Consider the following 23,989-nt stretch of genomic DNA (forward strand, 5'->3'; position numbering starts at 1 on the left):
CTGCCCGGAAGTGACCGACGAGCCGTTCTTGGCCAACATGCTGGTCACCAGCTTCCCGCCCAAACTGCAGCAGCAGTTCGGTGCGGCACTGGCCCAGCATCCGCTGCGTGGCGAGATCATTGCGACCCGGGTAGCCAACATGCTGGTCAACGACATGGGGCTCAACTTCGCCAGCCGGATGAAGGACGAGACCGGAGCCTCGGTCGCCGAAGTGGCCTGCTGCTTTGCCATGGCCCGCGAGGTGTTTGGCATGAACCGGCTGTGGCGCGACATCGAAGGGTGCGACAACCTGGTGGGGGCAGAGACCCAGCTCGAGCTGATGTTCTACAGCCGCCGCATTGTACGCCGCGCCACCCGCTGGTTCCTGCGCGCCCGCAATCGCAGCTGGAGCATCAGCGAGAACATCGCCTTCTTCCGCCCGGCCTTCGAAACCCTGAGCCAGCACCTCTATGAGGTCATGGATGAGAGCGAAGTGGCCGAGCACAAGCTGGCAGTGCAGAAGCTGGTGGAGAAACAGGTGCCGGAGGCCATCGCCCGTCAGGTCGCCCATATGAGCAGCCTCTTCTCCACTCTGGATCTGGCGCAGATTGCCGCGGAGCACAAGACCGACATCCTGCGTGCCGCCAATGTCTACTACCGCCTTGGCGCCAAGCTGGATCTGCACTGGTTCCTCGACCAGATCAACCATCAGCCGGTTGGCAACCACTGGCAGGCGATGGCGCGGGCCTCCTTCCGCGAAGATCTGGACTGGCAGCAGCGCAGTCTCACTTCCGTGGTACTGGAAGGGTGCAAAGATCAGGGAGAATGCGCTACCATACTGGCCGACTGGATTTCGGAGCATGAACAACTCTTGTCCCGTTGGACCCATATGTTGGCCGACTTCAAGACCACCAGTACCCACGAGTTCGCCAAGTTCTCGGTGGCCTTGCGAGAGTTGAACCTGCTCCAGTTGAATTGCCGATCACTGTAATTGCCTGAAGGCATAACAGCGGCATAACACCCAAAGCCCCGGCCAGTTGCCGGGGCTTTCTTTAAGGAGCAAAGATGTTGTACCCCATCGCCAGGCATTTCCTGTTCAAACTCAATCCGGAACAGGCTCACGATCTCTCCATGAAATATTTGCCCCGCCTTCTCGGTACGCCACTCGATTGTTTCTTCCGCCAGAATTTGCCGAAACGCCCCGTCACTGTTATGGGGCTTTCTTTTGCCAATCCGGTGGGGTTGGCGGCCGGTCTGGATAAAGATGGGGAGTGTATTGATGCATTGGGGGCCATGGGATTTGGCTTTATCGAGGTCGGTACCGTTACCCCCAGACCGCAAAGCGGCAATGACAAACCGCGTCTGTTCCGGGTTATTCCGGCAGAGGGGATCATCAACCGGATGGGATTCAACAACAAGGGGGTTGATCATCTGGTCGCGCGGGTCAAAGAGGCCAAATATCAGGGGGTAATTGGCATCAATATCGGCAAAAACAAAGATACACCCATCGAGCAGGGCAAGGATGATTACCTCTTCTGCATGGACAAGGTGTATGACCATGCCGGTTATATCGCCGTCAATATCTCATCCCCCAACACCCCGGGTTTGCGTTCGCTGCAATATGGCGAGGCGCTCGATGAATTGCTCGCCGCGCTGAAAACCCGGCAACAAGAACTTGCCGCCCAATATAAAAAATATGTGCCGCTGGCGGTAAAAATTGCGCCAGATTTGAGCTTCGAGGAAATAGATCAGGTTGCCGCTTCGCTAGTTCGCAATGGCATCGATGGTGTCATCGCCACCAATACCACCCTCGAGCGCGAGATGATTTACGACATGCCCCATGCCGGTGAAGCAGGTGGCCTGAGTGGTCGTCCGCTGCAGCACAAGAGCACCGAGGTGATCCGTCATCTGGCCAAAGCGCTTGATGGGGCTCTGCCAATTATCGGGGTCGGTGGTATCGATAGTGCCATGGCGGCGCGGGAAAAATTGGCTGCTGGTGCCAGTCTGGTACAAATTTATAGCGGTTTTATTTATAAAGGACCGGGTCTGGTCAAAGAGATTGTGACCAATATTTAAGAAATAGATGGGGGAGCCCTTTATTTGACGTTGCTGATTTCCTGCATATGGAATAAAGTCAACTGGTAATTATCAAGTAAGGGCTCCCGCATGCTTATCCAACCGACCGATAGCTGGCAATGGCACTATGATGCCCAGAATGACCGTCTGATGTTGGACCTGTCTGATAACATGCTATTTGCCACCGAATATAAAGGGCGGCAATTGGTACCCAGTTCATTTACCACCCAGCCTTTTTGTGTTGATGATGCGGCGCTCTATTATCAATTGATGGATAAAGCGGCAGAACTGGCGTGGAGTATTCCTCATCAGGTTCAGTTGGTGCTTAATGCCATCGCAGTGAGCCGTTTTTATAAACCCCTGATGCCACAAAGCTGGTTTTTTGGTGAACAGCACCCTGTTATATCGCCACAAAATGGCGATCTGGTCTGGATGAATACACCCCACGGCAGAGGGGAATTTATGGTCATTGAAGCGGGTGACCAGGCGAGTGTCTGCATGAACCTGACTCAGGATTTTGTACTGACAACCAGCAAAACCTTGCCCCGTTTTGGCGTTATCAAGGTGATGAATAACCGGATGACCCCTCGTATTGTCCTGACAGAGCAATATCGTCAGGTCAGCTGAAGGCGGCGCCCTGTCGCCGCCATTCTCAGTTCCATTTATCTGCCTCTATTTCCTCACATCGTTACCCCGTTATTTGCTTATATTTCAGTTTTCCCAGAGAGTGATGCCGCCGTTGTTTAGCGAATGGCTTGATTGCGTGCTTGGGAATCGAAACAGAGAGTTGCCCAACGTGAAGTTGAAATAAAAAAGTGGCGGGATTGCCCGCCACTTTGCATCTGATCCTGTTTTGAGCCCGTTTTACACCTTGAAGAAGCGGATCCCCTCGTCGAGCTGTTTGATGATGTCGGTCAGCTGGGAGGCATCGTGGTTGACGCTCTCGGCGGCCGAGACGTTTTCCAGCGACATCTGGGTGATCTCCTCGACCGACTGGGCGATCAGCTGGCTGGCAGCCGCTTGCTCATGCAGCATGGAGCTGATCTCCTGAATAAGACCCACTACCTTGCGGGAGCTCTGATCGACCTGCGCCATGGTGTGGCTGGAGTTGTCGGTAGTCTCGCGTACCGTGCCCATGCTGTCGGAGCAGGCGTTCATCCCCTTGACCGCGCCGGTTGCCCCCTGCTGGATTGACTGGAGCATCTCGTTGATCTCCTGGGTGGCTTGCGTGGTGCGGGCTGCCAGAGTACGTACCTCATCGGCAACGACCGCAAAGCCGCGGCCCATGTCGCCAGCCCGGGCGGCCTCGATAGCCGCGTTGAGTGCCAGCAGGTTGGTCTGATCGGCTACCCCCTGGATCATCACCGAGATCTGGCTGATGCGAGTGATGTCATCAAACAATCCCTGCACCTGCTTGGCAGATTCGTTGACCGCGTTGGTAACGCGCACCACCTCCTGCGACGCCCGCTTGACCTGCTCCTCACCGGCGTGAGCGATTTCACCGGACTCCATCACCACGCTGTTGGCCTGATTGGCAAAGGAGGAGAGCTGGGAGACCGAGGTAGTCAGCTCTTCTACCGATGCAGCCGTGTTGGCGGTCGCCAGCGACTGTTGCTGGGAGCTGGTGTTGACTTGCTGTGCCGCAGCGACCAGCTGGGAGGAGCTGGCGCTAAGCCCTTCGGCGGCATGCTGCATGGTGGATACGATGTTGCGCAGGCTGCGGCGGGCGTTACCCATGGAGAGCTGCATCTGGGTGATCTCGTCTTGCCCGTCACGATTATCACTGCCAGTGAGATAACCGGCGGCCAATTGTTTCAATTCTTCCATGATGTTGCCAAGCGGCAGGTTGATGCTCTGGCTAAGCAGCCAGCCAAGCACGACCGAGAGGGCGACCGAGATGGCGATGATGGTGTAGGTCGCAGTAGTGATATCGGCAACAATCACATCGCTATCGTCATAGGCTTTCTTAGCCAGCCCCTGGTTGATATCCACCAGCTTGCTGAGCAGGTCATCGGCGACCTGAAACGCCGCAGACGCCTCACCCTTCATCAATTTGACCGCTGTGTCGTTATCATTGGCGTAGCTGGCTGCCATCGCTTTTTTGGCCGCCTCTTTATAAAGGGGCCAGGCACGATCAAAATCGGCCAGCGCCGCTTTTTCCGGCTCGGTCAGCTCGGTCGCACGATATTTGTTGAGCAGTTCGTTCATCTTCTGTTCGTAGCCATCCATTTTACTGGCGATGGCATCCATGCCCGGCTTGGTCGGCTCAATCACATAATCAAACAGCGAGCGATTATGATAAATGGCCTGCATATTGGCGTTGGCAAGATCCTTGATCGGGACCAGCATGTTGAGATACATGTCATTCAACATGTCGTTGACGGTCGAGGTATTTTGTTTGCCATATACACCCACCCCGATCAGGATCAGGTTGACAAACAGAAATGCGAGCATCAGTCGCACTTTAATCGATACAAGACGGATCAGATTTATCATATAGAGCCTCATGCTGATGTATTTGCATTCCATGCCGAAATTACACGACACCTTAAATTTACGTTATTTTCCCAATCAGGGTTGGTCTTGCGGATAAATAGCGTTTTTTGCCTGCCACTCGCCGAACCAGTGTGCAATCTGTTCAACCGGCAGCGGGCGACTGATGTAATAGCCCTGGGCCAAATCACACCCCAACAAGGCCAGTTGATGCCAATCCTCTTCGCTCTCAACCCCCTCTGCGACCGTTTTGAGCCCCAGTTTCTGGCTCATCACAATGGCGGAGGTGAGGATGGCCAGCTTCTTGGGGCTGGTATGAGCATCGTGAACAAACTCCTTGTCTATCTTGATTTCGGTAAACGGGCAGCGGGATAACTGCTTCATCGAGGAGTAGCCGGTACCGTAATCGTCCATTGCCACACCGAAGCCACGCAGCCGCAGGCGGGCGAGGGTACCGAGTGACACGGCGAGGTTGGACATGAAGGTGGTTTCGGTGACTTCGATGATGATGGCCTGACAGGGCAGGCGATGGGCCTGCACGATCTCCACCATGGTTTCCACCAGCTTGTCGGTGGTCAGCAGCGAGACCGGCAGGTTGATGGAGCAGCTGAGCTGGCCGGCCTGCAGAGTGAGCTTGTTGAGCGCCTCGCAGGTGGCTTGCAGGAAGGCGTAGAAAAAATCGAGCGCCAGCGGCCCCTCTTCCAGATGATGAACGAAACAGACCGGGGGCAGGGTGCCATGCTCGGGGTGATGCCAGCGTACCAGCGCCTCGAAGCCATAGAGGCTGGCATCGCTCATGGTGATCTTGGGCTGCAAAAAGGGAACCAGCTGGCCTTGCTCCAGAGCATGGCGGACATCGTCATTGGTGAAGGTGAGCTGCATCCATTTGTTGTTTTCCCGATGGATCCGCGGATCGCAGTGCTGCAGCATGTTGCGCAGCTCCTGGGCTCTGAGCGGTTTGGCCAGTACGCCGATCACCTCCAGCGTGCCGGCATCGGCGATGGAGTGGATAACATCCAGCACATCCCGATCCACGGCGCTCATCACGGCGACAAACATCTGATAGCCGGTGTGCTTCTCCAGCTGGCTGATGAGCTCGACCCCATCCATTCCCGGCATGTTGAGATCGGTCAGCAGCAGATCGACATGCTCCAGTTGCTGCAGCTTGTTGAGGGCATCCTGGCCATCGCTGGCCAGATGGATCTGGCCAAAGCCCAGCTCTTGCAGCAGACAGGTCACCTCATACTGCTGGGTACGGGAGTCATCGACCACCAGGGCGCTGCGGCCCTGCCATTGTTCTAGGGACATGGTGGTTCCTCTCAATCGGGACGGCCAAGCGTCTGGGTTATCTGGGCAAGGGACATTACTTCATCGATCCCGCCGTGGGCGATTGCCTCCTTGGGCATGCCAAAGACCACACAACTCGCCTCATCCTGCGCGATGGTGCGAGCGCCGGTGTCATGCAATTCGCGCATACCGCGTGCGCCATCATCCCCCATGCCGGTCATGATGACGCCAAGGGCGTTATGTCCGGCACTCACCGCCACCGAGCGAAACAGCACATCGACCGAGGGGCAGTGACGAGAGACGGGGGGGCCCTCTTTCACCTCTGCCAGATACTGGGTACCACTGCGCTGGATCAGCAGATGCTTGCCACCGGGGGCGATCAGCGCCACCCCGGGCAGCAGGCGATCGCCGGTGGCTGCCTCTTTGACTTCAATCTTGGAAAGGCCGTTCAAGCGCTCTGCAAACGAGGCGGTAAAGCGCCCCGGCATATGCTGCACGATGGCGAGCCCCGGGCAGGTGACCGGTAGTCTGGTCAGCAGATACTCAAGGGCCTGGGTGCCGCCGGTGGAGGTGCCAAGGGCGATGATCCGGTCGGTTGTGCGAAATTTGACCCGCTCCGGCGGGGGCGAGAGCATGGCATCGGCGGTGCGTTTGGGAGGGGGAGTAAAACCGGGTTGCTGGTGGTCTGGCAGCAGGTTGCGCAGCTTGGCGTTGACGGCGGTACGGATCTCCTGGATCAGCTCGTTGGCCGATTGCTGCAGGAAGCTTTTGATGCCGACAGCGGGCTTGGTGATGATGGAGATGGCACCGGCAGCCATGGCATCCAGGGTAATGGTGGCGCCCTCTTCGGTCAGGGAAGAGCAGATGATGACCGGCGTCGGGCGCTCGCTCATGATCTTGCGCAGAAAGGTGAGGCCATCCATGCGGGGCATCTCGATATCGAGAATGATGACGTCGGGCCAGCTCTTTTTCATCTGCTGCATGGCGAAGATGGGATCGAATGCTGCCCCCATTACTTCGATATCGGCAGCCTTGCCCAGCATCTGGGTCAGCACTTCCCGCACCAGTGCCGAGTCGTCAACGATCAATACCCGTATGGTCATGTTTCATCCTTGAAAAGCTGAGGTTGGCAGCGATAGCGTGAAGGAGCCTCCTGCACCAGTGGCAGATCCTGCTGGCGGATGATCTCCGAATGGCCGACCAGCAGATAACCACCGGGCCTGAGCAGCTCACACAATTGGGAGAGCACCTGGCCTTTGGTCTCTTCGTTGAAGTAGATAAGCACATTGCGCAGAAAAATGACGTCGAACTCTCGCTCGATAAAGTTGCTGCAGGTGAGCAGGTTGAGGTTGGAGAATGACACTTTTCTAGCCAGCTCGGGCCTCACCCGCACCTTGCCCGCGTATTCGTCGTGACCCCGTTGAAAATAGCGCATCCAGAGGTGAGGCGGAACATGCTGGGCCCGCTCCACGGCATAGATGGCGCGCTGGGCAAAGGGGATCACCCGGGTGTTGATGTCGGTGCCGTAGATCCGCCAGCGCTCGTTGATACCTAGCTGTTCGGCCAGCACCATGGCGGCGGAGTAGGCCTCCTCTCCGGTCGAGCAGGCGGCAGACCAGACCCGCAGTGGTTGATGGCGGCTGGCGTGCAGTTGTTCGGCATGCTGTTTCAGCCAGCTGAAGTGCTGTGCCTCGCGGAAAAAATAGGTTTCGTTGGTAGAGAGCAGATTGATGGCGATCTGCCGTTCCTGCACATTCTGTGGCTGGTTGATCCGCTCCCAATAGCCGTAGTAGCTGGTGAGATTGAGCGCCCGCAGCCGCTTGGCGAGGCGGGATTGCACCAGCGCCCGCTTGCAGGGGGCGAGATCGATCCCGGCGGCGGTGAAGATAAAGCGCCGGAACAGTTCGAACTCTCTTTGGGTGAGCACCGGCCCCTGATCCGGGGTGGTGAGGGATGCCGCCACTAATAGCCCCCTTGTTCGCTGTTGAAGAGCTGGCTGGTGGTGGCCTCGGCCATGGCGCTCAGCTCGGCGATGGAGAGCGCCTTGTGCATGTCGAGCAGAATGGCGAACTGCTGGGCGATGGTGACCACCCCCTGGATGAAGTCGCCGCGAATATGGGCGCCAAAGGTCGGGGCCGGCTCTATGGTGTCGGTGGCAATCTCCAGCACCTCGCAGACGGAGTCGAGCAGCATGCCGATCTCCTGCTCTTCGCCATTGCTGTTGGGCAGTGAAAGGATCGCGACACAGGTTGTGGGCTGGATCGGGGTCTGCCCCCGGCCAAAGCGGATCGAGAGGTCGATGACCGGCACCACGGCGCCCCGCAGGTTGATGATCCCCCTGACAAAGCGCGGCATCATGGGCACCGGCGTCATCCCCTCGAACTCGATGATCTCGCGGATGCAGCCGATATCGACCCCGTAGAGCTCCCCTCCCAGCATGAAGGTCACGCAGTGGAAGTGGGAGGTGACAGTATCAGGGGCATGTGTTGTGCGCATTGGGCTGCTCCTAATAGTTGCTGAACTTGCCATCGTCCACTTCCCGCTCCAGATCGTCGTCTTGGTGCAGGTGCTGGCTCAGCGTGCTCTTTTTCGGAATGACCGGTCTGGCACTGTAACCGGCGGCATGAAACTGGGTGGGCTGACGGTTGTTGCCGCCGCGCAGGGTGAACTGCTGCATCAGCTCCTGCAACTGCAGAGCGGTGGAGCTCAGCTCTTCCGAGGTCGAACTCAGCTCTTCAGCCGAAGCGGCAGAGGCCTGCATGCCATCGCTGATCTGGGTCACCGCAATATTGATCTGGGAGACGCTGGCACGCTGTTCACGGGATGCCGAGGCGATCTCCTGCACTAGAGTGGCAGTCTGATCGATCCCCGGCAGCATCTCCCGCAGCAGGGTGCCAGCCTGTTCGGCGACGCTGACCGAACGGCCAGCCAGCTCGCCAATCTCCTTGGCGGCATTTTGCGAGCGCTCCGCCAGTTTACGTACCTCGGCCGCCACGGTGGCAAAGCCCTTACCGTGTTCACCAGCGCGGGCCGCTTCAATGGCGGCGTTAATGGCCAGCAGGTCGGTCTTGTTGGCGATGTCGTTGATGACGGTGATGCGCGAGGCGATCTCCTTCATGGCGTGAACCATCTCGCCCACCGCCTTGCCGCTTTCGGTGGCACTGCTGGCAGCCTTGGTGGAGATGTTCTCGGTGACCTTGGCATTGTCGGCGTTCTGGCTGACGGTGGCCGCCATCTCCTCGACGGAAGCGCTGGTCTGCTCGACGCTGGAGGCCAGTTCGGAGGAGGTTTGCGACAGCGAGTTGGCGGTGGCGGCGACCTGTTCAGAGGCCGAGCCGATGGCTTCCGACATGGCACCCACCTCGTTGAGAATATCGGAGAGGCGATGGGCCATGCTCTTGATGGCAAAGAGCAGGCTGCTGGTGTCATCGCTGCGCAGCTTGACCGGAGTCGAGAGATCCCCGGCGGCGACACGGGAAACCACCTGTACGGTATAGGAGGGATCGCCCCCCAGCTGGCGAAGGATGCTGCGGGTGACCAGCATGGCCAGAACCAGACAGATAACGAAGGCCGAGCTGGAGATGAGGATCAGCAGGCTCAGGTTGTCCTGATAGATATCTTCGCTCTCTTTCAACGACTGGGTGGCGAGGCGATCATTGATATTGACCAGCTCGGTCAGCAGATCATCTGACTTGTCGAAGGCCGGGCGGCCTTGCTCGGCCATGATCTGGGCGGCTTTCTGGTTGTTGACATTGTCTCCGGTGTCCGACTGCGCGGTGCGCATGATGATATCGGCATAGGATTTGTAGGTGACCCAGGATTGGTCGAAGCGCGCCAGCGCATCGATTTCAGGTTGGGTCAGATAGGTTTTGCGATAGGCATCGAGCAGTTTGTTGAGCTGACTCTCGTAACGCAGGATGTTGCCTGCATTGAGCTTTCTGCTCTCCTCCTTGGTCTCCAGCACATAGCGATAGAGAGCCCGGTTCATGTAGATCGCCTGCATGTTGGCGTTGGCCAGATCCCGAATGGGCACCAGCTGGTTGGCGTGCATGTTTTTAACCAGCAGTGTCATCGTTTTGGTGGAGTAGTAGCTGGTGACGGTCAAGGTCACCAGCAGCACCATCAAAATGGAAAACGAGAGCACCAGTTTTGTTCTGACTTGCAAGTTGTGAAACCAGTCCATGGTTTTGACTCCGTTAAAGCGGTTGATAACAGTATGTGGTCAATCAGGTTCTGCTGCCGGAGAGGGTATCGGCATGCTGGTGGATCAAGTGCAACTCCCGTCGCCTGGCCAGCTCGATAAGCTGTGGTACATCAAGAATGAGGGCCGGCTGGCCATTGCCCAAAATGGTTGAACCGCTGACATATCGCAGCGTTCTGAACAGCTCTCCGAGTGGTTTGATCACCGCCTGCACTTCGCCAATCAGGCGATCCACCACAATGCCGGCGCGGTTGTCGGCATAGTCGACGATGACGACAAACTCGGGCTCGTCGGCGGGGGGAAGGGCAAACAGCTCGCGCAGCACGATAAAAGGCACCCACTCGCCACGGATATTGATCTGGCGCGAGGGGGTATCGAGCGCATCCGGCGGCAGATCAATGCACTCGAGCATCATGTCGAGGGGGATCACCAGAGAAGAGTGATCCACCTCGATGCGAAAACCGTCGATGATGGCGAGGGTTAGCGGGAGCCGCAGGCGGAAGGTCGTGCCGCGGCCAGGATGGCTCTCGATGGTGGTCTCGCCCCGCAGGGACTCCAGATTGCGTTTGACCACATCGAGCCCGACACCGCGACCCGAGAGATCGCTGACACCGCTGGCAGTTGAGAAGCCGGGTTGGAACAGGAACTGGAATATCTCCTGCTCGCTCAGGACTTTTCCCTCCTGAGCCATGCCCATCGTCTGGGCCTTGGCCAGGATCTTGTCGCGATCGATACCGCGACCATCGTCGCTCACTTCAACCACTACGGCGCCTGCGTCGTGATAGGCGTTCAGGGTGACCACGCCGCCAGCCGCCTTGCCAGCTTCAAGGCGCTGCGCCTCATTCTCGATACCGTGATCGACGGCGTTGCGCACCAGATGCATCAGGGGATCGGTCAGTTTCTCGACCATGGATTTGTCGATATCGGTTTCGGCGTTGTTGATGTGCAGGCTGATGTTCTTGCCGGTCTGCTGGGAGAGCTCGTGCACCAGCCGGGGAAAGCGATTGAAGATCTCGTTGATGGGCACCATGCGCAGGGTAAGGGCGTCGTCGCGGATCCCCTCGACCAGCGTATTGACCGCGGCCACCGACTCGACCAGCTCCGCATCTCCTCGCAATCTGGCCTGCAGGGTTGTCGCGGAGGTGGCGATCACCAGTTCGCCGACCCGGTTGATCAGCCTGTCCAGCTTGGCGGCCTCAATGCGGATATAGTGCCCTTCACTGCGCAGCGAGGCTGGCTTGGGCTGAGGTGTTACCGGCTGTTCCGGCTCTGGCTGCGCAGGTTGTGAAAATGATGGCGAAGTGTCGGCGGATGCGCTGTCTGGTTCGTTGGTTTGGCCGCGGCGATAGTCGCCCCGCTCAATGGCGGCCGCTTCTTCACGGCTCAGGACGTCGGCAGCCTCCCAGCGGGCAAGCTGGGCCGTCAGCGGTTCGTTGCGCCACTGGGCCAGCCGTTCACCTTGCGCCGCAAACTCGGCGAGATCCTGATGAGGCGTCAGCAGGCAGATGATGCTGGCATGAGCGACAAAGTCGAAGGTACTACGGATCCGCTCGGGGGATTCAGCACTGTGCAGGCCAATCTCATAGCCAAGGAAACATTCGGTCGGGTCGAGCAATTGCAAAGGCGGCCATTCGTGCCAGACCGGTTCGATGAAGACGATCTCTCCCAGATTGCCGAGATAGCGGATAAAGGCCAGCAGGTCGAAGCCATCCTGATAGAGCGCAGGATAAAAACGCACAGAGAGATGCCAGCGCCTGAGATCTTGCGAAGGAATAACGCTCTGTGGCGGCACTACGACAGGTTGGGTTGGCAAACTTTGATGGCCCTGCAGTTGGGAAAGCAGGGCCAGGATCTGCTGGGTCTCGGTCTGTGGCAGCTCGGGGTTGTGCTCGGCCCCTTGCAACAGATCGCGCAGCTGATCATTGCAGGCCAGCAGCAGGTTGATCAGATGCTCATCGAGCTGTAACTCGCCGCTGCGAAGCCGCGCCAGCATGTTCTCCATGGCGTGGGCGAAGCGCACCAGCATGGTGAGGCCCAGCATGCTGGCTGAACCCTTGATGGTATGGGCAGTGCGAAACATCAGATTGTAGGTTTCTGAATTAGCCGGGTAGCTTTCGCGATCAAGGAGCGCCTGCTCCAGATGATCACACTGCTCGTAAGCCTCCTCGAAAAAGAGGGCGCGCGCTTTATTGACGTCCATCGGGCCCCTCCGCTCTGGTGAGGGACGAAAGCAGTCCGAGCTGACCCAGCGCCAGTTCGGCTTCACTGCCATCTCCCGTCTTGATCCGCAGCCGCTTGCCTTGGGTATTGGCCTCTTGCTGGAGGAGGGCGATAAGCTGCGCGCCGCAGCTATCGAGCGCTTCAAGCTGGCTCAAATCCAGCAGGGCAACAGGAAAGTTGAGCAGACCGAAGAGATCGTCTTGCAACTCTGCCACCGTCATGATGGTGAACTCCCCAGTGAGAATTGCTGCGGGAGGTGCGTGCATAATATCCAGTTCAAAACTCATACCTTGTGCTCCCGTATCATGGTTGCACCACCTTGTAGACATCATCGATAAGCTTCAGCGGCTCGAATGGCTTGGTCAGCCAGACACGGGCGCCGGCATCGAACCCCTCCTGGCGGATCTCGGGCGAGTTTTCCGTCGTCAGCATGATGAATGGGATATAGCGGGTGGTTGCCTGCGCCTTGAGATGGCGCAGCAGCGTCATTCCGTCCATGCCGGGCATGTTGAGATCGGAAATGATGAGATGTACCCGCTGGCCATCGAGGCGAGAGAGGGCCGCATTTCCATCATCCGCTTCGATCACGCTAAAACCGGCGCTTTGCAGCGTCATGGTAATGGTGGCTCTGATGCTGGCGGAGTCTTCCACAACAAGGATGGTTTTGGTCATAAAGGTGACTCGTTCACAGGCGTTATAGATATCCGGGTGACATGGGTCGAGACCTCCTAATTGTTGTCCAATAAGTTGATGTGTGTGGATTTTTTAAAACTGGATCGACGTGTGCAGGACAAAAATCGGGGAAGGGGAGGACTTGCGCTTTTTAAGGTACTACGGAAAGGGTTCAATAGGCACTTATCACGCCGTATCTCCTGTCATTGTCAGCCACTTTTGCATGCTCAGAGTGACCTGATGAGGTATAATGCGGGACTATTTTTATGGGTTCCCCGTGAGCGTGATGAAAGAATTTTTTGCAACCTGCCCCAAGGGGCTGGAAAACCTGTTGGCCGACGAGCTGACCAATCTGGGTGCAGAGCAGGTCCGTGAGACCGTGGCCGGCGTCCACTTCAAAGGCGAACTTGCGGTGGGCTACAAGGCCTGTCTCTGGAGCCGTCTGGCTTCCCGCATCGTACTGGTGCTCTCCGAATTCCAGATGAACGACGATCTGGATCTCTATCTCGGTGCCCACACCATTCCTTGGGAAGAGCACTTCTCCGGCACCGCCACCATTGCGGTGGACTTTACCGGTACCAACGCCTCCATTCGCAATACCCAATATGGCGCCCTGAAGATCAAGGATGCCATCGTCGATCGCTTTACCAAGCGCGGTCATGTGCGCCCGGACGTTGACAAAAAATCCCCGGATATTCGCATCATGGCGCATCTGGGCAAAGGCAAGGCCAATATCACGCTGGACTTGTCAGGCCCTGCGCTGCATCAGCGTTTCTATCGTCAGGGCACCGGTGAAGCACCGCTCAAAGAGAACCTGGCGGTCGCCATGATCGCCCGTAGCGGTTGGGCCGGCGAGCCCATGATGGACCCGATGTGCGGCTCCGGTACTCTGCTGATCGAAGCGGCCTTTATCGCCGCCGACATGGCGCCGGCCCTGCGCCGCGAACGCTTCGGTTTCGATCGCTGGCTGCAGCACGATAGCGAGCTGTGGCAGAGCCTGATGATGGAAGCGCAAGTGCGCGCCAAACGCGGCATGCAGCGCTGCGAGGTGAAACTGTTTGGTTGTGATGCCGACTCCCGCGTGCTGCTCAAAGCCCGTGACAACGCCAAAGCCGCCGGTGTCGCCCATCTCATCACCTTCAAGCAGGCTGATGTGACCCAGCTGGAAAATCCGCTGCCGATGCCGGCTGTGGAAGGCGAGGCTCGTCAGGTCGGTATGCTGATCTCCAACCCGCCCTATGGCGAGCGTCTTGGCGAATTCCCGGCCCTGCTGGAAGTGCATCAGGCTCTCGGCGATGCCCTGCGTCGCAGCTTCCAGGGGTGGAGAGTCTCCATTCTGTCCGCATCTCCTGAACTGCTCAGCTGTCTGCGCCTGCGTGCCGACAAGCAATATCGTCTGTTCAACGGAGCCCTCGAGTGTCAGCTGCGTAACTACCAGATCGCGCTCGATGCCGTCGCCTCGCAAAAAGAGGTGGCGCAGGACTTTGCCAACCGTCTGCGCAAGAATCTGAAGGCGCTCGAGAAGTGGGCCAAGAAAGAGAATCTCGACTGCTACCGTCTCTATGATGCCGACTTGCCGGAATACAACGCCGCCATCGACCGCTATCAGGACTATCTGGTGGTGCAGGAGTATGCCGCGCCCAAGGACATCCCCGCCCAGAAGACTCGTCAGCGTCTGCTCGACATGGTGCAGGCCGCCATCAAGGTGACCGGCATGGACGGCGAGAAGGTGATCCTGAAGGTGCGTGAGCGTCAGGAAGGCAAACAGCAGTATCAGAAGCTCTCCGAAGAGCAGCACCGGATGGAAGTGCAGGAGTACGGTGCCCGTCTGTGGGTCAACCTCTACGACTATCTGGATACCGGGCTGTTCCTCGACCACCGTCAGACCCGCCGCATGCTGGGTCAGATGGCCAAGGGCAAGCGCTTCCTCAACCTGTTCGCCTATACCGGCAGTGCCACTGTGCACGCAGGTCTTGGCGGTGCCAGCGAAACCACCACGGTGGACATGTCGCGCACCTACCTCAACTGGGCTCAGGACAACATGCGCCTAAACTCGCTGGTGGGTCGGGAGCACAAATTTGTGCAGGCCGACTGCCTGAAGTGGCTGTCGGAAGCGGACGAGCAGTACGACCTCATCTTCATCGATCCGCCCACCTTCTCCAACTCCAAGCGGATGGACGAGAGCTTCGACGTGCAGCGCGATCACCTGCTGCTGATGCAGCACTTGAAGCGGTTGCTGGCCGCTGGTGGCACCCTGGTCTTTTCCAACAACAAGCGCCACTTCAAGATGGATCTGGCCGGTCTCGAGGCCATTGGTCTCAAGGCACAGAACATCACCAGCAAGACCCGGCCGAAGGATTTCGAGCGCAACCAGCACATCCACAACTGCTGGATCATCACCCATGCCGATAGCGGGGCTGCGGCCTGATGCTGACCCTGTTTCACACCGACGGTTGCCACCTGTGCGAACAGGCGTGGGCGCTGGTGGAGGAGGCGGGGGTAAGCGATGTGACCCGCCGCTGCGACATCATGGACGATGCCGGCTGGCTTGAGGCCTATCGGGTGCGTATTCCGGTGCTGCGGGACGAGGCGGGCCGCGAGCTGGGCTGGCCCTTCACGCTGGTGGAGCTCAAAGGCTGGCTCGCTCGTCAGGGTTGATTTGTGATTTGACGATGAAACGGGGGCAGACCCAGTCTGTTGCCCGTTTTTTCATATGAGATAAGGAACAAACATGGCTCTTTTAACATTGCACGGCGCGAGTCTGTCGTTCAGTGATTTTCCGTTGCTCGACAAGGCCGAGCTGACTATCGAGCGAGGCGAGCGCCTCTGTCTGGTGGGGCGCAACGGGGCGGGCAAGTCCACCCTGATGAAGGTGATTGCCGGCGAACTGCCGCTCGATGATGGCCGTCTGGTGTTGCAGCAGGATCTGAAAGTGACTCGTCTTGAGCAGGATCCGCCCACCTCGAGCGAGCTCACCGTGTTTGACTACGCCGCCGAAGGGCTGGCCGGAGTCGGTGAGCTGCTCAAGCAGTATCACCACGTTTCCATGGCGCTGGCGAGTGACCCGTCCGATGCCAACATTCGCAAGATGAGCCAGCTGCAGGAGCAGCTCGATTATCAGAATGGCTGGCAGTATGAGACCCGTATCAATCAGGTGCTGACCCTGCTTGGTCTTGATCCTGACGTGACCCTCGACAGTCTCTCCGGTGGCTGGCTGCGCAAGGTGGCTCTGGCCCGTGCACTGGCATGCGATCCCGATCTGCTGCTGCTGGACGAGCCGACTAACCACCTGGATATCGAGGCCATCAACTGGCTGGAAGAGTTCCTCAAGGATTTCCGTGGTGCCATCGTCTTCATCTCCCACGACCGTGAGTTCATCCACAAGCTGGCAACCCGGATCATCGATCTGGATCGCGGCGTGATCACCTCCTGGCCTGGCAACTATGACGAGTACCAGCAGGGCAAAGAGGAGTGGTTGCGGGTCGAAGAGCTGAAAAATGCCGAGTTCGATCGCAAGCTGGCTCAGGAGGAGGTGTGGGTACGTCAAGGGATCAAGGCCCGCCGTACCCGTAACGAGGGGCGGGTGCGCGCCCTCAAGGCGATGCGCATGGAGCGAACCCAGCGTCGCGAACTGCAGGGTAAAGCCAAACTGCAACTCGATGAGGCGAGCCGCTCTGGCAAGCTGGTATTCGAAGCTGAAGGATTGGGGCTCGACTTTGGTGATCGCACCCTGTTCGAGGGACTCGATCTGCAGGTGCTGCGTGGCGACAAGATTGCGCTGGTCGGCCCCAACGGGTGCGGCAAGTCGACCCTGATCAAGCTGCTGCTGGGTCAGCTAGATGCCACTCGTGGCTCGGTGCGTCAGGGCACCAATCTGGAAGTGGCCTACTTTGATCAGTACCGCGAACAGCTCGATCCCGAGAAGACAGTGGTGGACAACGTCGGGGAGGGCAAGCAGGAGGTGATGGTACGCGGTCGCTCCCGCCACATCCTCGGTTACCTGCAGGACTTCCTGTTCGAACCCAAGCGGGCCCGCACCCCGGTCAAGGCGCTCTCTGGCGGTGAGAAAAACCGTCTGCTGCTGGCCAAGCTGTTCCTCAAGCCAAGCAACCTGCTGATCCTCGATGAACCGACCAACGACCTCGACGTCGAGACTCTGGAGCTGCTGGAAGAGCTGCTCGCGGACTATCCGGGCACTCTGCTGCTGGTCAGTCACGATCGTCGCTTCATCGACAATACGGTAACCGGTTGCTGGCTGTTTGAAGGGGATGGCCGCATCAGCGATTACGTGGGCGGCTATGCCGACATGATGGCGACCCGTGAGCAGCAGCGTGCTCAGCAACAGGCCAAGAGCACACCGGTGAAGGCTCCCGAGCCGGTAGCCACAGTGAGCGAGGCACCGAAGAAAGGCAAAAAACTCTCCTACAAGCTGCAGCTTGAACTGGATGGTCTGCCGGCGCGTCTTGAGCAGCTGGAAGCCGAGCTCGATGCGCTGCAAGGGGAGATCAACCAACCCGGTTTCTTCGCCCTGCCAAGCGAGCAGACCCAGCCCAAACTGGCCGCATTGAGTGCCGCCGAGACGGCACTGGAGGAGGCATTTGCTCGTTGGGAAGAGCTGGAAGGACTCAAAAATCAGGAATAAGTTTCCTGTAATTTAAATTTAATTGAGTTCAGTGCCTTATGTCACAGAGGGGGGTTAGCATGGAAATTTTTGTTTGACCCTCCCTCCCTGCTGGGGTAAAGATGAAAGCGACCGATGAAGAATTGGTCGCTTTTTTTGTTCCACGAAGAGGGTCGTAGATGATGAAGAGACAGAAACGGGACCGTCTGGAAAGAGCTCGTGCTCGTGGTTATCAGGCTGGCGTGGTCGGCAAACAGAAAGAAGCGTGTCCGTATCAATGTCTGGATGCCCGTGGGCACTGGCTTGGTGGTTGGCGAGATGCCATGGAAGGGCGGGGCTCAGGCCTCTTCATGAAGTAAGTTACTTCATTACACTCATTACAAAAGGAAAGGGGCCGTTGTGGCCCCTTTGCGTTGTGGCTTTCGCCACATTCAGGTTCGTATCAATCAGAATGCGGTGGTGTCCTGGAACAGGCCCACTTTCAGGTCGGTCGCGCTGTAGATGGGGCGGCCGTCAACTTCAACGACACCGTCGGCAATGCCCATCACCAGTTTGCGGTTGATGACCCGCTTGAAGGTGATCTTGTAGGTCACTTTCTTGGCGGTCGGCAGGATCTGGCCGGTGAATTTCACTTCACCTACACCCAGCGCACGGCCTTTGCCGGGGCCGCCTTTCCAACCGAGGAAGAAGCCAACCAGTTGCCACATGGCATCCAGACCGAGACAGCCCGGCATCACGGGGTCTCCCGGGAAGTGGCAATCGAAGAACCAGAGATCGGGGGTAATGTCGAGCTCTGCCAGGATCTCGCCCTTGCCGTGCTCGCCACCGTTGTCATTGATCTTGACGATGCGATCCATCATCAACATGTTGGGGGCGGGCAGCTGACTGTTACCCTCACCAAAGAGTTCGCCACGGCTGCAAGCCAGCAGCTCTTCACGGGTAAAAGAGTTCTTGCCCTGTTCACACAGGGAAAGGCGGGCTTCCAGGGTCGAATTGTCTACGGTCACGCTGAGTTTCCTTCAAATGAGTAAAGCTGCGCCAATTTAGCGTACAGATGTGCGCTAAACAACTCCGATCACTTCATTAGCGGCCAAACAGCCGATCAAGAAGGGCGCGCAGGAGCCCGACTTTCGCCGTGCTGCCGTTCAGCTCATCCAGTCGTTCCTGAATGCGGCCGAACAGGGTATCTGGCATGTCAGGTTCACCCGCCACACAGCCAGTCAAGAGCTCGATGGCCTCTTCCACATGATCCACCGGGTGGATATGGAACTGGCCCGCTTCGACTGCAGCGATCACCTCATCAGAGAGGTTAAGCTGCTGGGCGTTGGTGCCGGGCAGCAGGATGCCTTGCTTGCCAGTCAGACCGTGGATCTTGCACACCCGGAAGAAGCCTTCGATCTTCTCGTTGACGCCGCCAACGGCCTGTACATTGCCAAACTGGTCGACCGCACCCGTTACCGCAAAGTGCTGGTAAATGGGCTGGCGGGCGAGGGCTGATAGCAGGGCACACAAACCGGTGAGTGAGGCGCTGTCACCATCAATTTCGTGATAGGACTGTTCGAACACCAAATTGGCGGAAAGAGGAGAGGGGTTCTCGGCACCAAACTTGTTGGAGAGGTAGCCGTGAATGATCATCATCGCCTTGGCATGGATATGGCCGGCCAGTTCAGCCTTGCGTTCGATATCCGCCACATCGCCATCACCCAGATGAACGGTGGCGGTCAGACGTACCGGTTCACCGAAGTCATATGGGTGACCGGAGACCTGAATGACCGAGAGACCGTTGATCTGGCCAATCTCTTCACCATCGGTCTGCAGCAGGATCTGCCCATCGATAACACCCTGATCGGACTGTTCCACCAGATAGTTGAGGCGGTAATCCTGCTCCTCCAGCGCGCCGCGGATATGCTCGTCGGTGACGACGTCCGCTTCCAGTTCGCGTGCCAGACTGTCAGCCATCCGCATGATGGCGGAGAGTTGCACCTCGGAGAGAGAGAGCCACTCCTGATGATCGCACAGACGACTGGCGTGACGGCATAGAGCGGCGAGGGCGGCAGGAGTAAAATCCAGCAGTTCCCAACGCTCGCGCAGCCAAGCGAGATATTGCAAAAACTCCTGCAGATCTTCTTCGATGTTCACTTCAGAGACCAGATCTGCGCGCAGGAAGATACGCTCGGACATATCCCGATCCAGCATCTGGAACTCGGCCACGTCGAGACGATCGCCCACCAGAATGAGCTTGAGCTTGATGGGGGTCGCTTCCGGCGTGAAGAAGGGGGTCAGCGTCTTGCCTTCCTGATAGGCGTTCCAGTCCAGCTCGCCTTTTTGCATGGCATTTTTGAGCTTGAACCAGAGGTGAGGCTGATCGAGCAGTTCATCCAGTTGCAGGATCAGATATCCACCGTTGGCTTGACGTAACAGACCCGGCTCCAGCAGATGCTGGTTGGCATAGACGGAGCCTTGCTCGGTCTGGTAGTTGATGGAGCCAAACAGGGTATCCCAGTTGAGGTCGCGGCCGTAGATCACCGGCGCTTCCTGCTCTTCGTGATGAATGAGCAGATTGATCAGCACCGGATGCTGGAATTCCAAACCCAGCGCCACATGGGCGGCCAGATCGGAGAGGAAGTCATCGATCTTGGGATCGTTGTTCTGCTTGCGCATGATGCGGGTCACCAGACGCTCGGCATCGAGGTGGTGGCTCATCAGTTTGAGCAATTCACCAACCATCTCGCAAAACTCGATACCAGTGCCTGGTTGCAGGCGCAACCAGATCGGTTTGAAGGGGTTGTTGAGGTTCTCGGTATAGCAGAGGTCGAACAGATCGCCATCCTTGCCGTTGGAGGCGGCAATCAGGGTACGGCAGACATCTTCGTAATCTGCGCCGGGGAACCCGTTGAGCAGCATGACCGGGCAGTCACCATCAAAACTGGCTAACCGTTTGATGGCAGAAATGGCTCTGGGTTGCAGCGCAGCAAACGGAATGGGTTCTAGCTCGCTGAGGGTTGGAAACTGTTCAATCGCAAAAGCAGGTTTTAATTGTTCTGATGTTAATTCAGCCACTTAAGACATCCGGTCGGAGAGAGGATCAATTGTTGCCATTATACACAGTTCACTTAGTGGGAACAGAAAACAAGATACATCATTTAACATAATATACATTATGCGCAGTCATGTCAGTCCCGTGGCTAGGGGTCAGGAACATAGCAGCCACAAGGGCTACAGCCGCGCCTGTACCTTTTGTGTACTTCGCTAAAATGTCATACCAAGCACGCTTTAGCTCTGGATTGGTCTCCCTGACAGCCGCCAGATTTAGCAACACTTCTTGCACGTCCAAGCCGATCTCCTCGGCAATCTTTTTTGCAGTTGCATCAGTGAGTTGCGACTTTCCTTTGTTCACTGCAGAGATATAGGAAGTGGTAAATCCCAAGTCTGCTGCGACTTCCTGCAATTGGCTGTACTTTTTGGCTCTCATGTAGGCCTGAATCAGCGTATTGGAGTCCATCTTTTTGTCTCCTGAGTGGTTAGACAATCAGCTCATCATACCGATTTTGGCAAAAAACGGCTTGTTCCCATTCAACAATTCGTATGATTGAATCCATTCAACAAATCATTTGAATGCATGAACCATGACCCACTTTAGCCCACAAAACCAAGATCTGCTGCCGCTCACCGAGCGCAAGGTCTATTGGCAGGCTGAACCGACTGGCGATTACTCCGCCTGTATCGCGGGTCAGGTTGAGATGTTCCGCGACCTCTACGAACTGCGGGTGTTCCTCTCTATGACGTATCCCGATACCGCGTTCGAGCTGGTCGAGGTTACCGAAGAGACATGGCAAGGTTTCTATGATCAGGGAGTCTTCTTCGATGACTGGTCATAATGCTGGCGCCGTAATGCCGATAAATAGCGTTATCGGCAACAAAACCCTGATCGACTATCTGTCATTCACATGGTCTCCCGATGAGTTACGCCGGATGACCGAGCTGGCCAAGCAAGGTGCGTTCTTAAAAGCGATCCCACGTTTCGAGACCAACAATCCCTCTATTCAGGCGGCGTTCTCCACGCCAGCGGTCAATGAACTGCGTTATCTTTGGAAACGCCCGGCTGGGTTCAATCCCCTCACCCGCTTTGATCAGGTGACAGAACGCCTTTGTGACAAGGCCACGCCCCAGCCTGTGATCTGTAAAGCCCCCTCCCCTGTATGCACGCCGTCCATGGCGGACATGCTGGAACAGGTGCTGCACTCTGGGTACAAGTCTCGCGCTGATATCCGTAAAGAGCTGAAGACGGTCTGCTCTACCCTGCTGGAGTTCTCCCAGTTCGAGGTGGTCGAAGGCGCCAAGTATTGGGAAGCCTACAACGATTTGATCGACTGCTATGGGGTTCAGTTTCTTGATGCCCTGTGCTGTGCCGAAATCGAGTTGTGGCTCGAGGAGCTGAATACCCGGATTGGGGTTCCTATCCCCGCCCCTCGCTTTTCGATGCGTCCGCGTCGTTCTGGCCTGCATGGTTATACCCACTCTGCAGATCTGCTTTGTGATGGCCTGCCCTGCGGCCTGATTGGTTGGGGGGCGGCCAACCATGGCTGCATGGTGAGTTTTTCTGGCGTGGGTTGTGCGGCCCTCGATTTCCAAGCTTTGCATGATGTTATCTCTCACATTCCATCCATTCGCATCACCCGGGTCGACTTGGCGCTCGATGACTACAGCGGCGACGTGATCTCCTATCAAGATGCGATCTCCGGTGCTGAGTCTGGGGAATTCCATCCAGAACGTGGCCGTGCTCCGTCATGGATGAAGATCGAGTCGGGCGAGTTCGTGATAGCCGAGATCTCCAAAGGGATTGCCAAGCGCTATGGCATGGCCCCGACCAAGGGATGCTCGTTCTATGTTGGCAGCCGCATCAATGGCAAATGTGCCCGGGTGTATGAGAAAGGTAAGCAGATGCAATCGACCGAGCATCCGAACTGGGTGCGCGCCGAAGGCGAGCTACATAACAAAGACCGGGTGATCCCGCTGGAGGTTCTGGTTAATCCGGATCCTTTCTTTGCCGGTATGTATCCGCAGTTTGCTAAATGGCTGGATTCACTCAAGCAGGCCGATGTCGAACCTGTTCGTGTGACCACATTTAAGAACAAGTTCAAAACCAGTCGTGATAACGCTGTATTCAATATGGCTCGCATGGCCGGCCGGCTCGTTAATTGGTTAGCAAATATTGAAGGGTTAGCCCCGGCGGTGATTGTTAACCAATTAACTGCGCATCTAAAAGAAGATGATATTCCCGTGCGGTTAAGAATGCCGTTACCACCCGAGTTTATATCGGGTGAACATTGTCTAATTTCGACCTAATGATGGTTCTTCAACGAGGTAAGTAATATGTCCCTGCTCACAGGTATCTTGGTAACGCGCGTTACTCATGGCTTTGGTGTATCTCGTAAATCGGGTTCGCCGGTTCCGTATGATTTTGCACAGGTCGAATACTTGGCTCCGGCCAATAACGTTAATAAGCCCGAGTGCAATATCACCTCTTGGGGCTACGAAGTTCGCCAGCTGGCCCTGCGTAATGATGCTGCCACCATCAAGGAGATGGCCGACTGCCCCAAGCTGGTCGCCATTGATCTGGTGCTGGAAGCCGACCCGCAGAACCCGACCCGCAACGTTGTTGTTGGCTATCAGGCCAGCAAAAAACCGGTCTAACCACCGCGCCGCGAGGAGGAGGAGCGAGAGCGCGCAGCGAGCGACGACGAGGGCGCGACCATGCTTTGTCTTGATATTACCGCCGAAGGATATGCCCGTTTATCCGAGGGGGATGCCTGTAAATATGTGCTGCTGACTGTTCAGGAGCATTCCAGACTCACGGATATATCAAACTGGTTCCAGTTCGATATATCCACCGTGGGAATAGCCTTTGGCTCTGGCCTTGCTATTTGGGTCTTAGGCGTAAAGTTGGGCGCAATTGCCCGTGTAATTGTTGGTGCAAAAAGAGGATAAAAAATGAAAAAAGTATCAGGTTTGTTCCGTAATGCATGTATTGCGGCTGTGTGTGGTCTGTCTGCTAATGCGGCCATGGCCGAGGGAACTGGTCTCGCGGATGCAGCCGGTAAAGCGATGGAGGCAGCTCAGGCCGATGTAACCTCAACCTCTCCCAAAGTGTTGTTGGTAGTCGCACTGGTGACAGCTACAGGTATCGTCATTTCCCTTATCCGTAAAGCTTAAACCATGTCCCTGCTTATTGGGACGCTCTGGTTTTTGTTCTTTGTCGAGGGATGGCGATCATCCTTCTCTATTTAAGGCGGCTCCGGTCGCCTTTTTTATATTGGGGGCTGTGTGCGCTTAGCTTGGCTTTTACTGTTATTTCCATCGCTGGCGTTTGCTATTGCTGGTTGCCCTGTCGGTGTCCAGTTGGGAAACGTGACGATGGCCACTCGGTTACCTGTCTGCCT

Annotated in this window: 23 protein-coding genes and 1 pseudogene; 12 read left to right on the plus strand and 12 right to left on the minus strand. The window is 57.0% G+C overall.

Annotation, left to right across the window (positions count from 1 at the left end; translation table 11 throughout):
- The 3 genes and pseudogenes from AACS24_RS20485 to AACS24_RS20495 form a co-directional block, all read left to right on the plus strand.
- A pseudogene (locus AACS24_RS20485) lies at positions 1–970 on the plus strand (NAD-glutamate dehydrogenase); the annotation flags it as partial.
- Between the two features lie 74 nt (positions 971–1,044).
- Positions 1,045–2,055 (plus strand): quinone-dependent dihydroorotate dehydrogenase, encoded by a 1,011-nt coding sequence (gene pyrD, locus AACS24_RS20490; RefSeq protein ID WP_033113539.1) that lies wholly within the window; start codon positions 1,045–1,047, stop codon positions 2,053–2,055.
- Positions 2,056–2,145: 90 nt separating this feature from the next.
- Positions 2,146–2,682 carry a cell division protein ZapC gene (locus AACS24_RS20495; RefSeq protein ID WP_108571830.1) on the plus strand — a complete coding sequence of 179 codons (537 nt, stop codon included), beginning with the start codon at positions 2,146–2,148 and terminating at the stop codon, positions 2,680–2,682.
- 237 nt (positions 2,683–2,919) lie between these two features.
- On the opposite strand, the gene AACS24_RS20500 is transcribed toward AACS24_RS20495, so the two are convergent.
- From AACS24_RS20500 to AACS24_RS20540, 9 genes are read right to left on the minus strand one after another with little or no spacing between them, the layout of a single operon-like run.
- Positions 2,920–4,584 carry a methyl-accepting chemotaxis protein gene (locus tag AACS24_RS20500; protein ID WP_308810145.1) on the minus strand — a complete coding sequence of 555 codons (1,665 nt, stop codon included), beginning with the start codon at positions 4,582–4,584 and terminating at the stop codon, positions 2,920–2,922.
- A gap of 42 nt (positions 4,585–4,626) precedes the next feature.
- Positions 4,627–5,856: an EAL domain-containing response regulator gene (locus AACS24_RS20505; protein WP_108571832.1), complete on the minus strand. Its 1,230-nt coding sequence runs from the start codon at positions 5,854–5,856 to the stop codon at positions 4,627–4,629.
- 11 nt (positions 5,857–5,867) lie between these two features.
- The gene (locus AACS24_RS20510; protein ID WP_104014820.1) at positions 5,868–6,938 is read right to left on the minus strand and encodes a protein-glutamate methylesterase/protein-glutamine glutaminase; all 1,071 of its coding nucleotides are present in this window, start codon (positions 6,936–6,938) and stop codon (positions 5,868–5,870) included.
- Positions 6,935–7,798 carry a CheR family methyltransferase gene (locus AACS24_RS20515; RefSeq protein WP_108571833.1) on the minus strand — a complete coding sequence of 288 codons (864 nt, stop codon included), beginning with the start codon at positions 7,796–7,798 and terminating at the stop codon, positions 6,935–6,937. Before AACS24_RS20515 ends, AACS24_RS20510 begins: the two co-directional genes overlap by 4 nt.
- A complete protein-coding gene (locus tag AACS24_RS20520) occupies positions 7,798–8,331 on the minus strand; it encodes a chemotaxis protein CheW (protein ID WP_033113544.1) in 534 nt (177 codons plus the stop codon). The genes AACS24_RS20515 and AACS24_RS20520 overlap by 1 nt, the downstream gene beginning before the upstream one ends.
- 10 nt (positions 8,332–8,341) lie before the next feature.
- The gene (locus tag AACS24_RS20525; RefSeq protein ID WP_108571834.1) at positions 8,342–10,018 is read right to left on the minus strand and encodes a methyl-accepting chemotaxis protein; all 1,677 of its coding nucleotides are present in this window, start codon (positions 10,016–10,018) and stop codon (positions 8,342–8,344) included.
- Positions 10,019–10,061: 43 nt separating this feature from the next.
- Positions 10,062–12,236, minus strand: coding sequence for a chemotaxis protein CheA (locus AACS24_RS20530; RefSeq protein ID WP_108571835.1), 2,175 nt, complete (start codon positions 12,234–12,236; stop codon positions 10,062–10,064).
- Complete coding sequence (locus AACS24_RS20535; RefSeq protein WP_108571836.1) at positions 12,223–12,543, minus strand: STAS domain-containing protein; 321 nt, start codon at positions 12,541–12,543, stop codon at positions 12,223–12,225. Before AACS24_RS20535 ends, AACS24_RS20530 begins: the two co-directional genes overlap by 14 nt.
- A 16-nt stretch (positions 12,544–12,559) precedes the next feature.
- Positions 12,560–12,928 carry a response regulator gene (locus AACS24_RS20540; protein WP_033113548.1) on the minus strand — a complete coding sequence of 123 codons (369 nt, stop codon included), beginning with the start codon at positions 12,926–12,928 and terminating at the stop codon, positions 12,560–12,562.
- A gap of 250 nt (positions 12,929–13,178) precedes the next feature.
- Here AACS24_RS20540 and rlmKL point away from each other — a divergent pair, with 250 nt between their 5' ends.
- The 4 genes from rlmKL to rmf all read left to right on the plus strand — a co-directional run bounded on the left by rlmKL (position 13,179) and on the right by rmf (position 17,908).
- Complete coding sequence (rlmKL, locus tag AACS24_RS20545; protein ID WP_181364250.1) at positions 13,179–15,356, plus strand: bifunctional 23S rRNA (guanine(2069)-N(7))-methyltransferase RlmK/23S rRNA (guanine(2445)-N(2))-methyltransferase RlmL; 2,178 nt, start codon at positions 13,179–13,181, stop codon at positions 15,354–15,356.
- Complete coding sequence (locus AACS24_RS20550) at positions 15,356–15,586, plus strand: glutaredoxin family protein (protein WP_108571837.1); 231 nt, start codon at positions 15,356–15,358, stop codon at positions 15,584–15,586. The genes rlmKL and AACS24_RS20550 overlap by 1 nt, the downstream gene beginning before the upstream one ends.
- Before the next feature lie 73 nt (positions 15,587–15,659).
- Entirely contained in the window at positions 15,660–17,570 is a 1,911-nt protein-coding gene (gene uup, locus AACS24_RS20555; protein ID WP_108571838.1) for an ATP-binding cassette ATPase Uup, read from the plus strand.
- Positions 17,571–17,728: 158 nt separating this feature from the next.
- On the plus strand, positions 17,729–17,908 hold the full coding sequence (gene rmf / locus AACS24_RS20560; protein ID WP_005315693.1) for a ribosome modulation factor: 180 nt from the start codon (positions 17,729–17,731) through the stop codon (positions 17,906–17,908).
- Positions 17,909–17,995: 87 nt separating this feature from the next.
- Here rmf and fabA read toward each other — a convergent pair whose 3' ends face one another.
- The 3 genes from fabA to AACS24_RS20575 form a co-directional block, all read right to left on the minus strand.
- Positions 17,996–18,556 (minus strand): 3-hydroxyacyl-[acyl-carrier-protein] dehydratase FabA, encoded by a 561-nt coding sequence (fabA, locus tag AACS24_RS20565; RefSeq protein WP_033113552.1) that lies wholly within the window; start codon positions 18,554–18,556, stop codon positions 17,996–17,998.
- A 76-nt stretch (positions 18,557–18,632) separates the two neighbouring features.
- Entirely contained in the window at positions 18,633–20,609 is a 1,977-nt protein-coding gene (locus AACS24_RS20570) for a Lon protease family protein (protein ID WP_033113553.1), read from the minus strand.
- Positions 20,610–20,688: 79 nt separating this feature from the next.
- A complete protein-coding gene (locus AACS24_RS20575) occupies positions 20,689–21,051 on the minus strand; it encodes a helix-turn-helix domain-containing protein (protein WP_108571839.1) in 363 nt (120 codons plus the stop codon).
- A gap of 124 nt (positions 21,052–21,175) precedes the next feature.
- Here AACS24_RS20575 and AACS24_RS20580 point away from each other — a divergent pair, with 124 nt between their 5' ends.
- From AACS24_RS20580 to AACS24_RS20600, 5 genes are read left to right on the plus strand one after another with little or no spacing between them, the layout of a single operon-like run.
- A complete protein-coding gene (locus AACS24_RS20580) occupies positions 21,176–21,427 on the plus strand; it encodes a hypothetical protein (RefSeq protein WP_021230105.1) in 252 nt (83 codons plus the stop codon).
- On the plus strand, positions 21,414–22,895 hold the full coding sequence (locus AACS24_RS20585) for a replication initiation factor domain-containing protein (RefSeq protein ID WP_108571840.1): 1,482 nt from the start codon (positions 21,414–21,416) through the stop codon (positions 22,893–22,895). The genes AACS24_RS20580 and AACS24_RS20585 overlap by 14 nt, the downstream gene beginning before the upstream one ends.
- A 27-nt stretch (positions 22,896–22,922) precedes the next feature.
- The gene (locus AACS24_RS20590) at positions 22,923–23,243 is read left to right on the plus strand and encodes a hypothetical protein (RefSeq protein WP_031227589.1); all 321 of its coding nucleotides are present in this window, start codon (positions 22,923–22,925) and stop codon (positions 23,241–23,243) included.
- A gap of 60 nt (positions 23,244–23,303) precedes the next feature.
- Complete coding sequence (locus AACS24_RS20595; RefSeq protein ID WP_146181436.1) at positions 23,304–23,537, plus strand: hypothetical protein; 234 nt, start codon at positions 23,304–23,306, stop codon at positions 23,535–23,537.
- Between the two features lie 3 nt (positions 23,538–23,540).
- Positions 23,541–23,762: a hypothetical protein gene (locus tag AACS24_RS20600; protein WP_021230108.1), complete on the plus strand. Its 222-nt coding sequence runs from the start codon at positions 23,541–23,543 to the stop codon at positions 23,760–23,762.
- Positions 23,763–23,989: the final 227 nt, after the last annotated feature.

Source organism: Aeromonas sp. HMWF016 (assembly GCF_963878195.1).
Lineage (GTDB): Bacteria > Pseudomonadota > Gammaproteobacteria > Enterobacterales > Aeromonadaceae > Aeromonas > Aeromonas lacus.

Coding starts and splice junctions, on each gene's coding strand:
- AACS24_RS20595 (WP_146181436.1), top strand. CDS start 23,304: ATGCTTTGTCTTGATATTACCGCCGAAGGATATGCCCGTTTATCCGAG.
- AACS24_RS20580 (WP_021230105.1), top strand. CDS start 21,176: ATGACCCACTTTAGCCCACAAAACCAAGATCTGCTGCCGCTCACCGAG.
- AACS24_RS20500 (WP_308810145.1), bottom strand. CDS start 4,584: ATGGAATGCAAATACATCAGCATGAGGCTCTATATGATAAATCTGATC.
- AACS24_RS20535 (WP_108571836.1), bottom strand. CDS start 12,543: ATGAGTTTTGAACTGGATATTATGCACGCACCTCCCGCAGCAATTCTC.
- AACS24_RS20600 (WP_021230108.1), top strand. CDS start 23,541: ATGAAAAAAGTATCAGGTTTGTTCCGTAATGCATGTATTGCGGCTGTG.
- AACS24_RS20525 (WP_108571834.1), bottom strand. CDS start 10,018: ATGGACTGGTTTCACAACTTGCAAGTCAGAACAAAACTGGTGCTCTCG.
- AACS24_RS20540 (WP_033113548.1), bottom strand. CDS start 12,928: ATGACCAAAACCATCCTTGTTGTGGAAGACTCCGCCAGCATCAGAGCC.
- AACS24_RS20510 (WP_104014820.1), bottom strand. CDS start 6,938: ATGACCATACGGGTATTGATCGTTGACGACTCGGCACTGGTGCGGGAA.
- AACS24_RS20575 (WP_108571839.1), bottom strand. CDS start 21,051: ATGGACTCCAATACGCTGATTCAGGCCTACATGAGAGCCAAAAAGTAC.
- AACS24_RS20590 (WP_031227589.1), top strand. CDS start 22,923: ATGTCCCTGCTCACAGGTATCTTGGTAACGCGCGTTACTCATGGCTTT.
- uup (WP_108571838.1), top strand. CDS start 15,660: ATGGCTCTTTTAACATTGCACGGCGCGAGTCTGTCGTTCAGTGATTTT.
- rlmKL (WP_181364250.1), top strand. CDS start 13,179: ATGCGGGACTATTTTTATGGGTTCCCCGTGAGCGTGATGAAAGAATTT.
- AACS24_RS20520 (WP_033113544.1), bottom strand. CDS start 8,331: ATGCGCACAACACATGCCCCTGATACTGTCACCTCCCACTTCCACTGC.
- AACS24_RS20585 (WP_108571840.1), top strand. CDS start 21,414: ATGACTGGTCATAATGCTGGCGCCGTAATGCCGATAAATAGCGTTATC.
- AACS24_RS20550 (WP_108571837.1), top strand. CDS start 15,356: ATGCTGACCCTGTTTCACACCGACGGTTGCCACCTGTGCGAACAGGCG.
- pyrD (WP_033113539.1), top strand. CDS start 1,045: ATGTTGTACCCCATCGCCAGGCATTTCCTGTTCAAACTCAATCCGGAA.
- AACS24_RS20495 (WP_108571830.1), top strand. CDS start 2,146: ATGCTTATCCAACCGACCGATAGCTGGCAATGGCACTATGATGCCCAG.
- rmf (WP_005315693.1), top strand. CDS start 17,729: ATGATGAAGAGACAGAAACGGGACCGTCTGGAAAGAGCTCGTGCTCGT.
- AACS24_RS20530 (WP_108571835.1), bottom strand. CDS start 12,236: ATGGACGTCAATAAAGCGCGCGCCCTCTTTTTCGAGGAGGCTTACGAG.
- AACS24_RS20505 (WP_108571832.1), bottom strand. CDS start 5,856: ATGTCCCTAGAACAATGGCAGGGCCGCAGCGCCCTGGTGGTCGATGAC.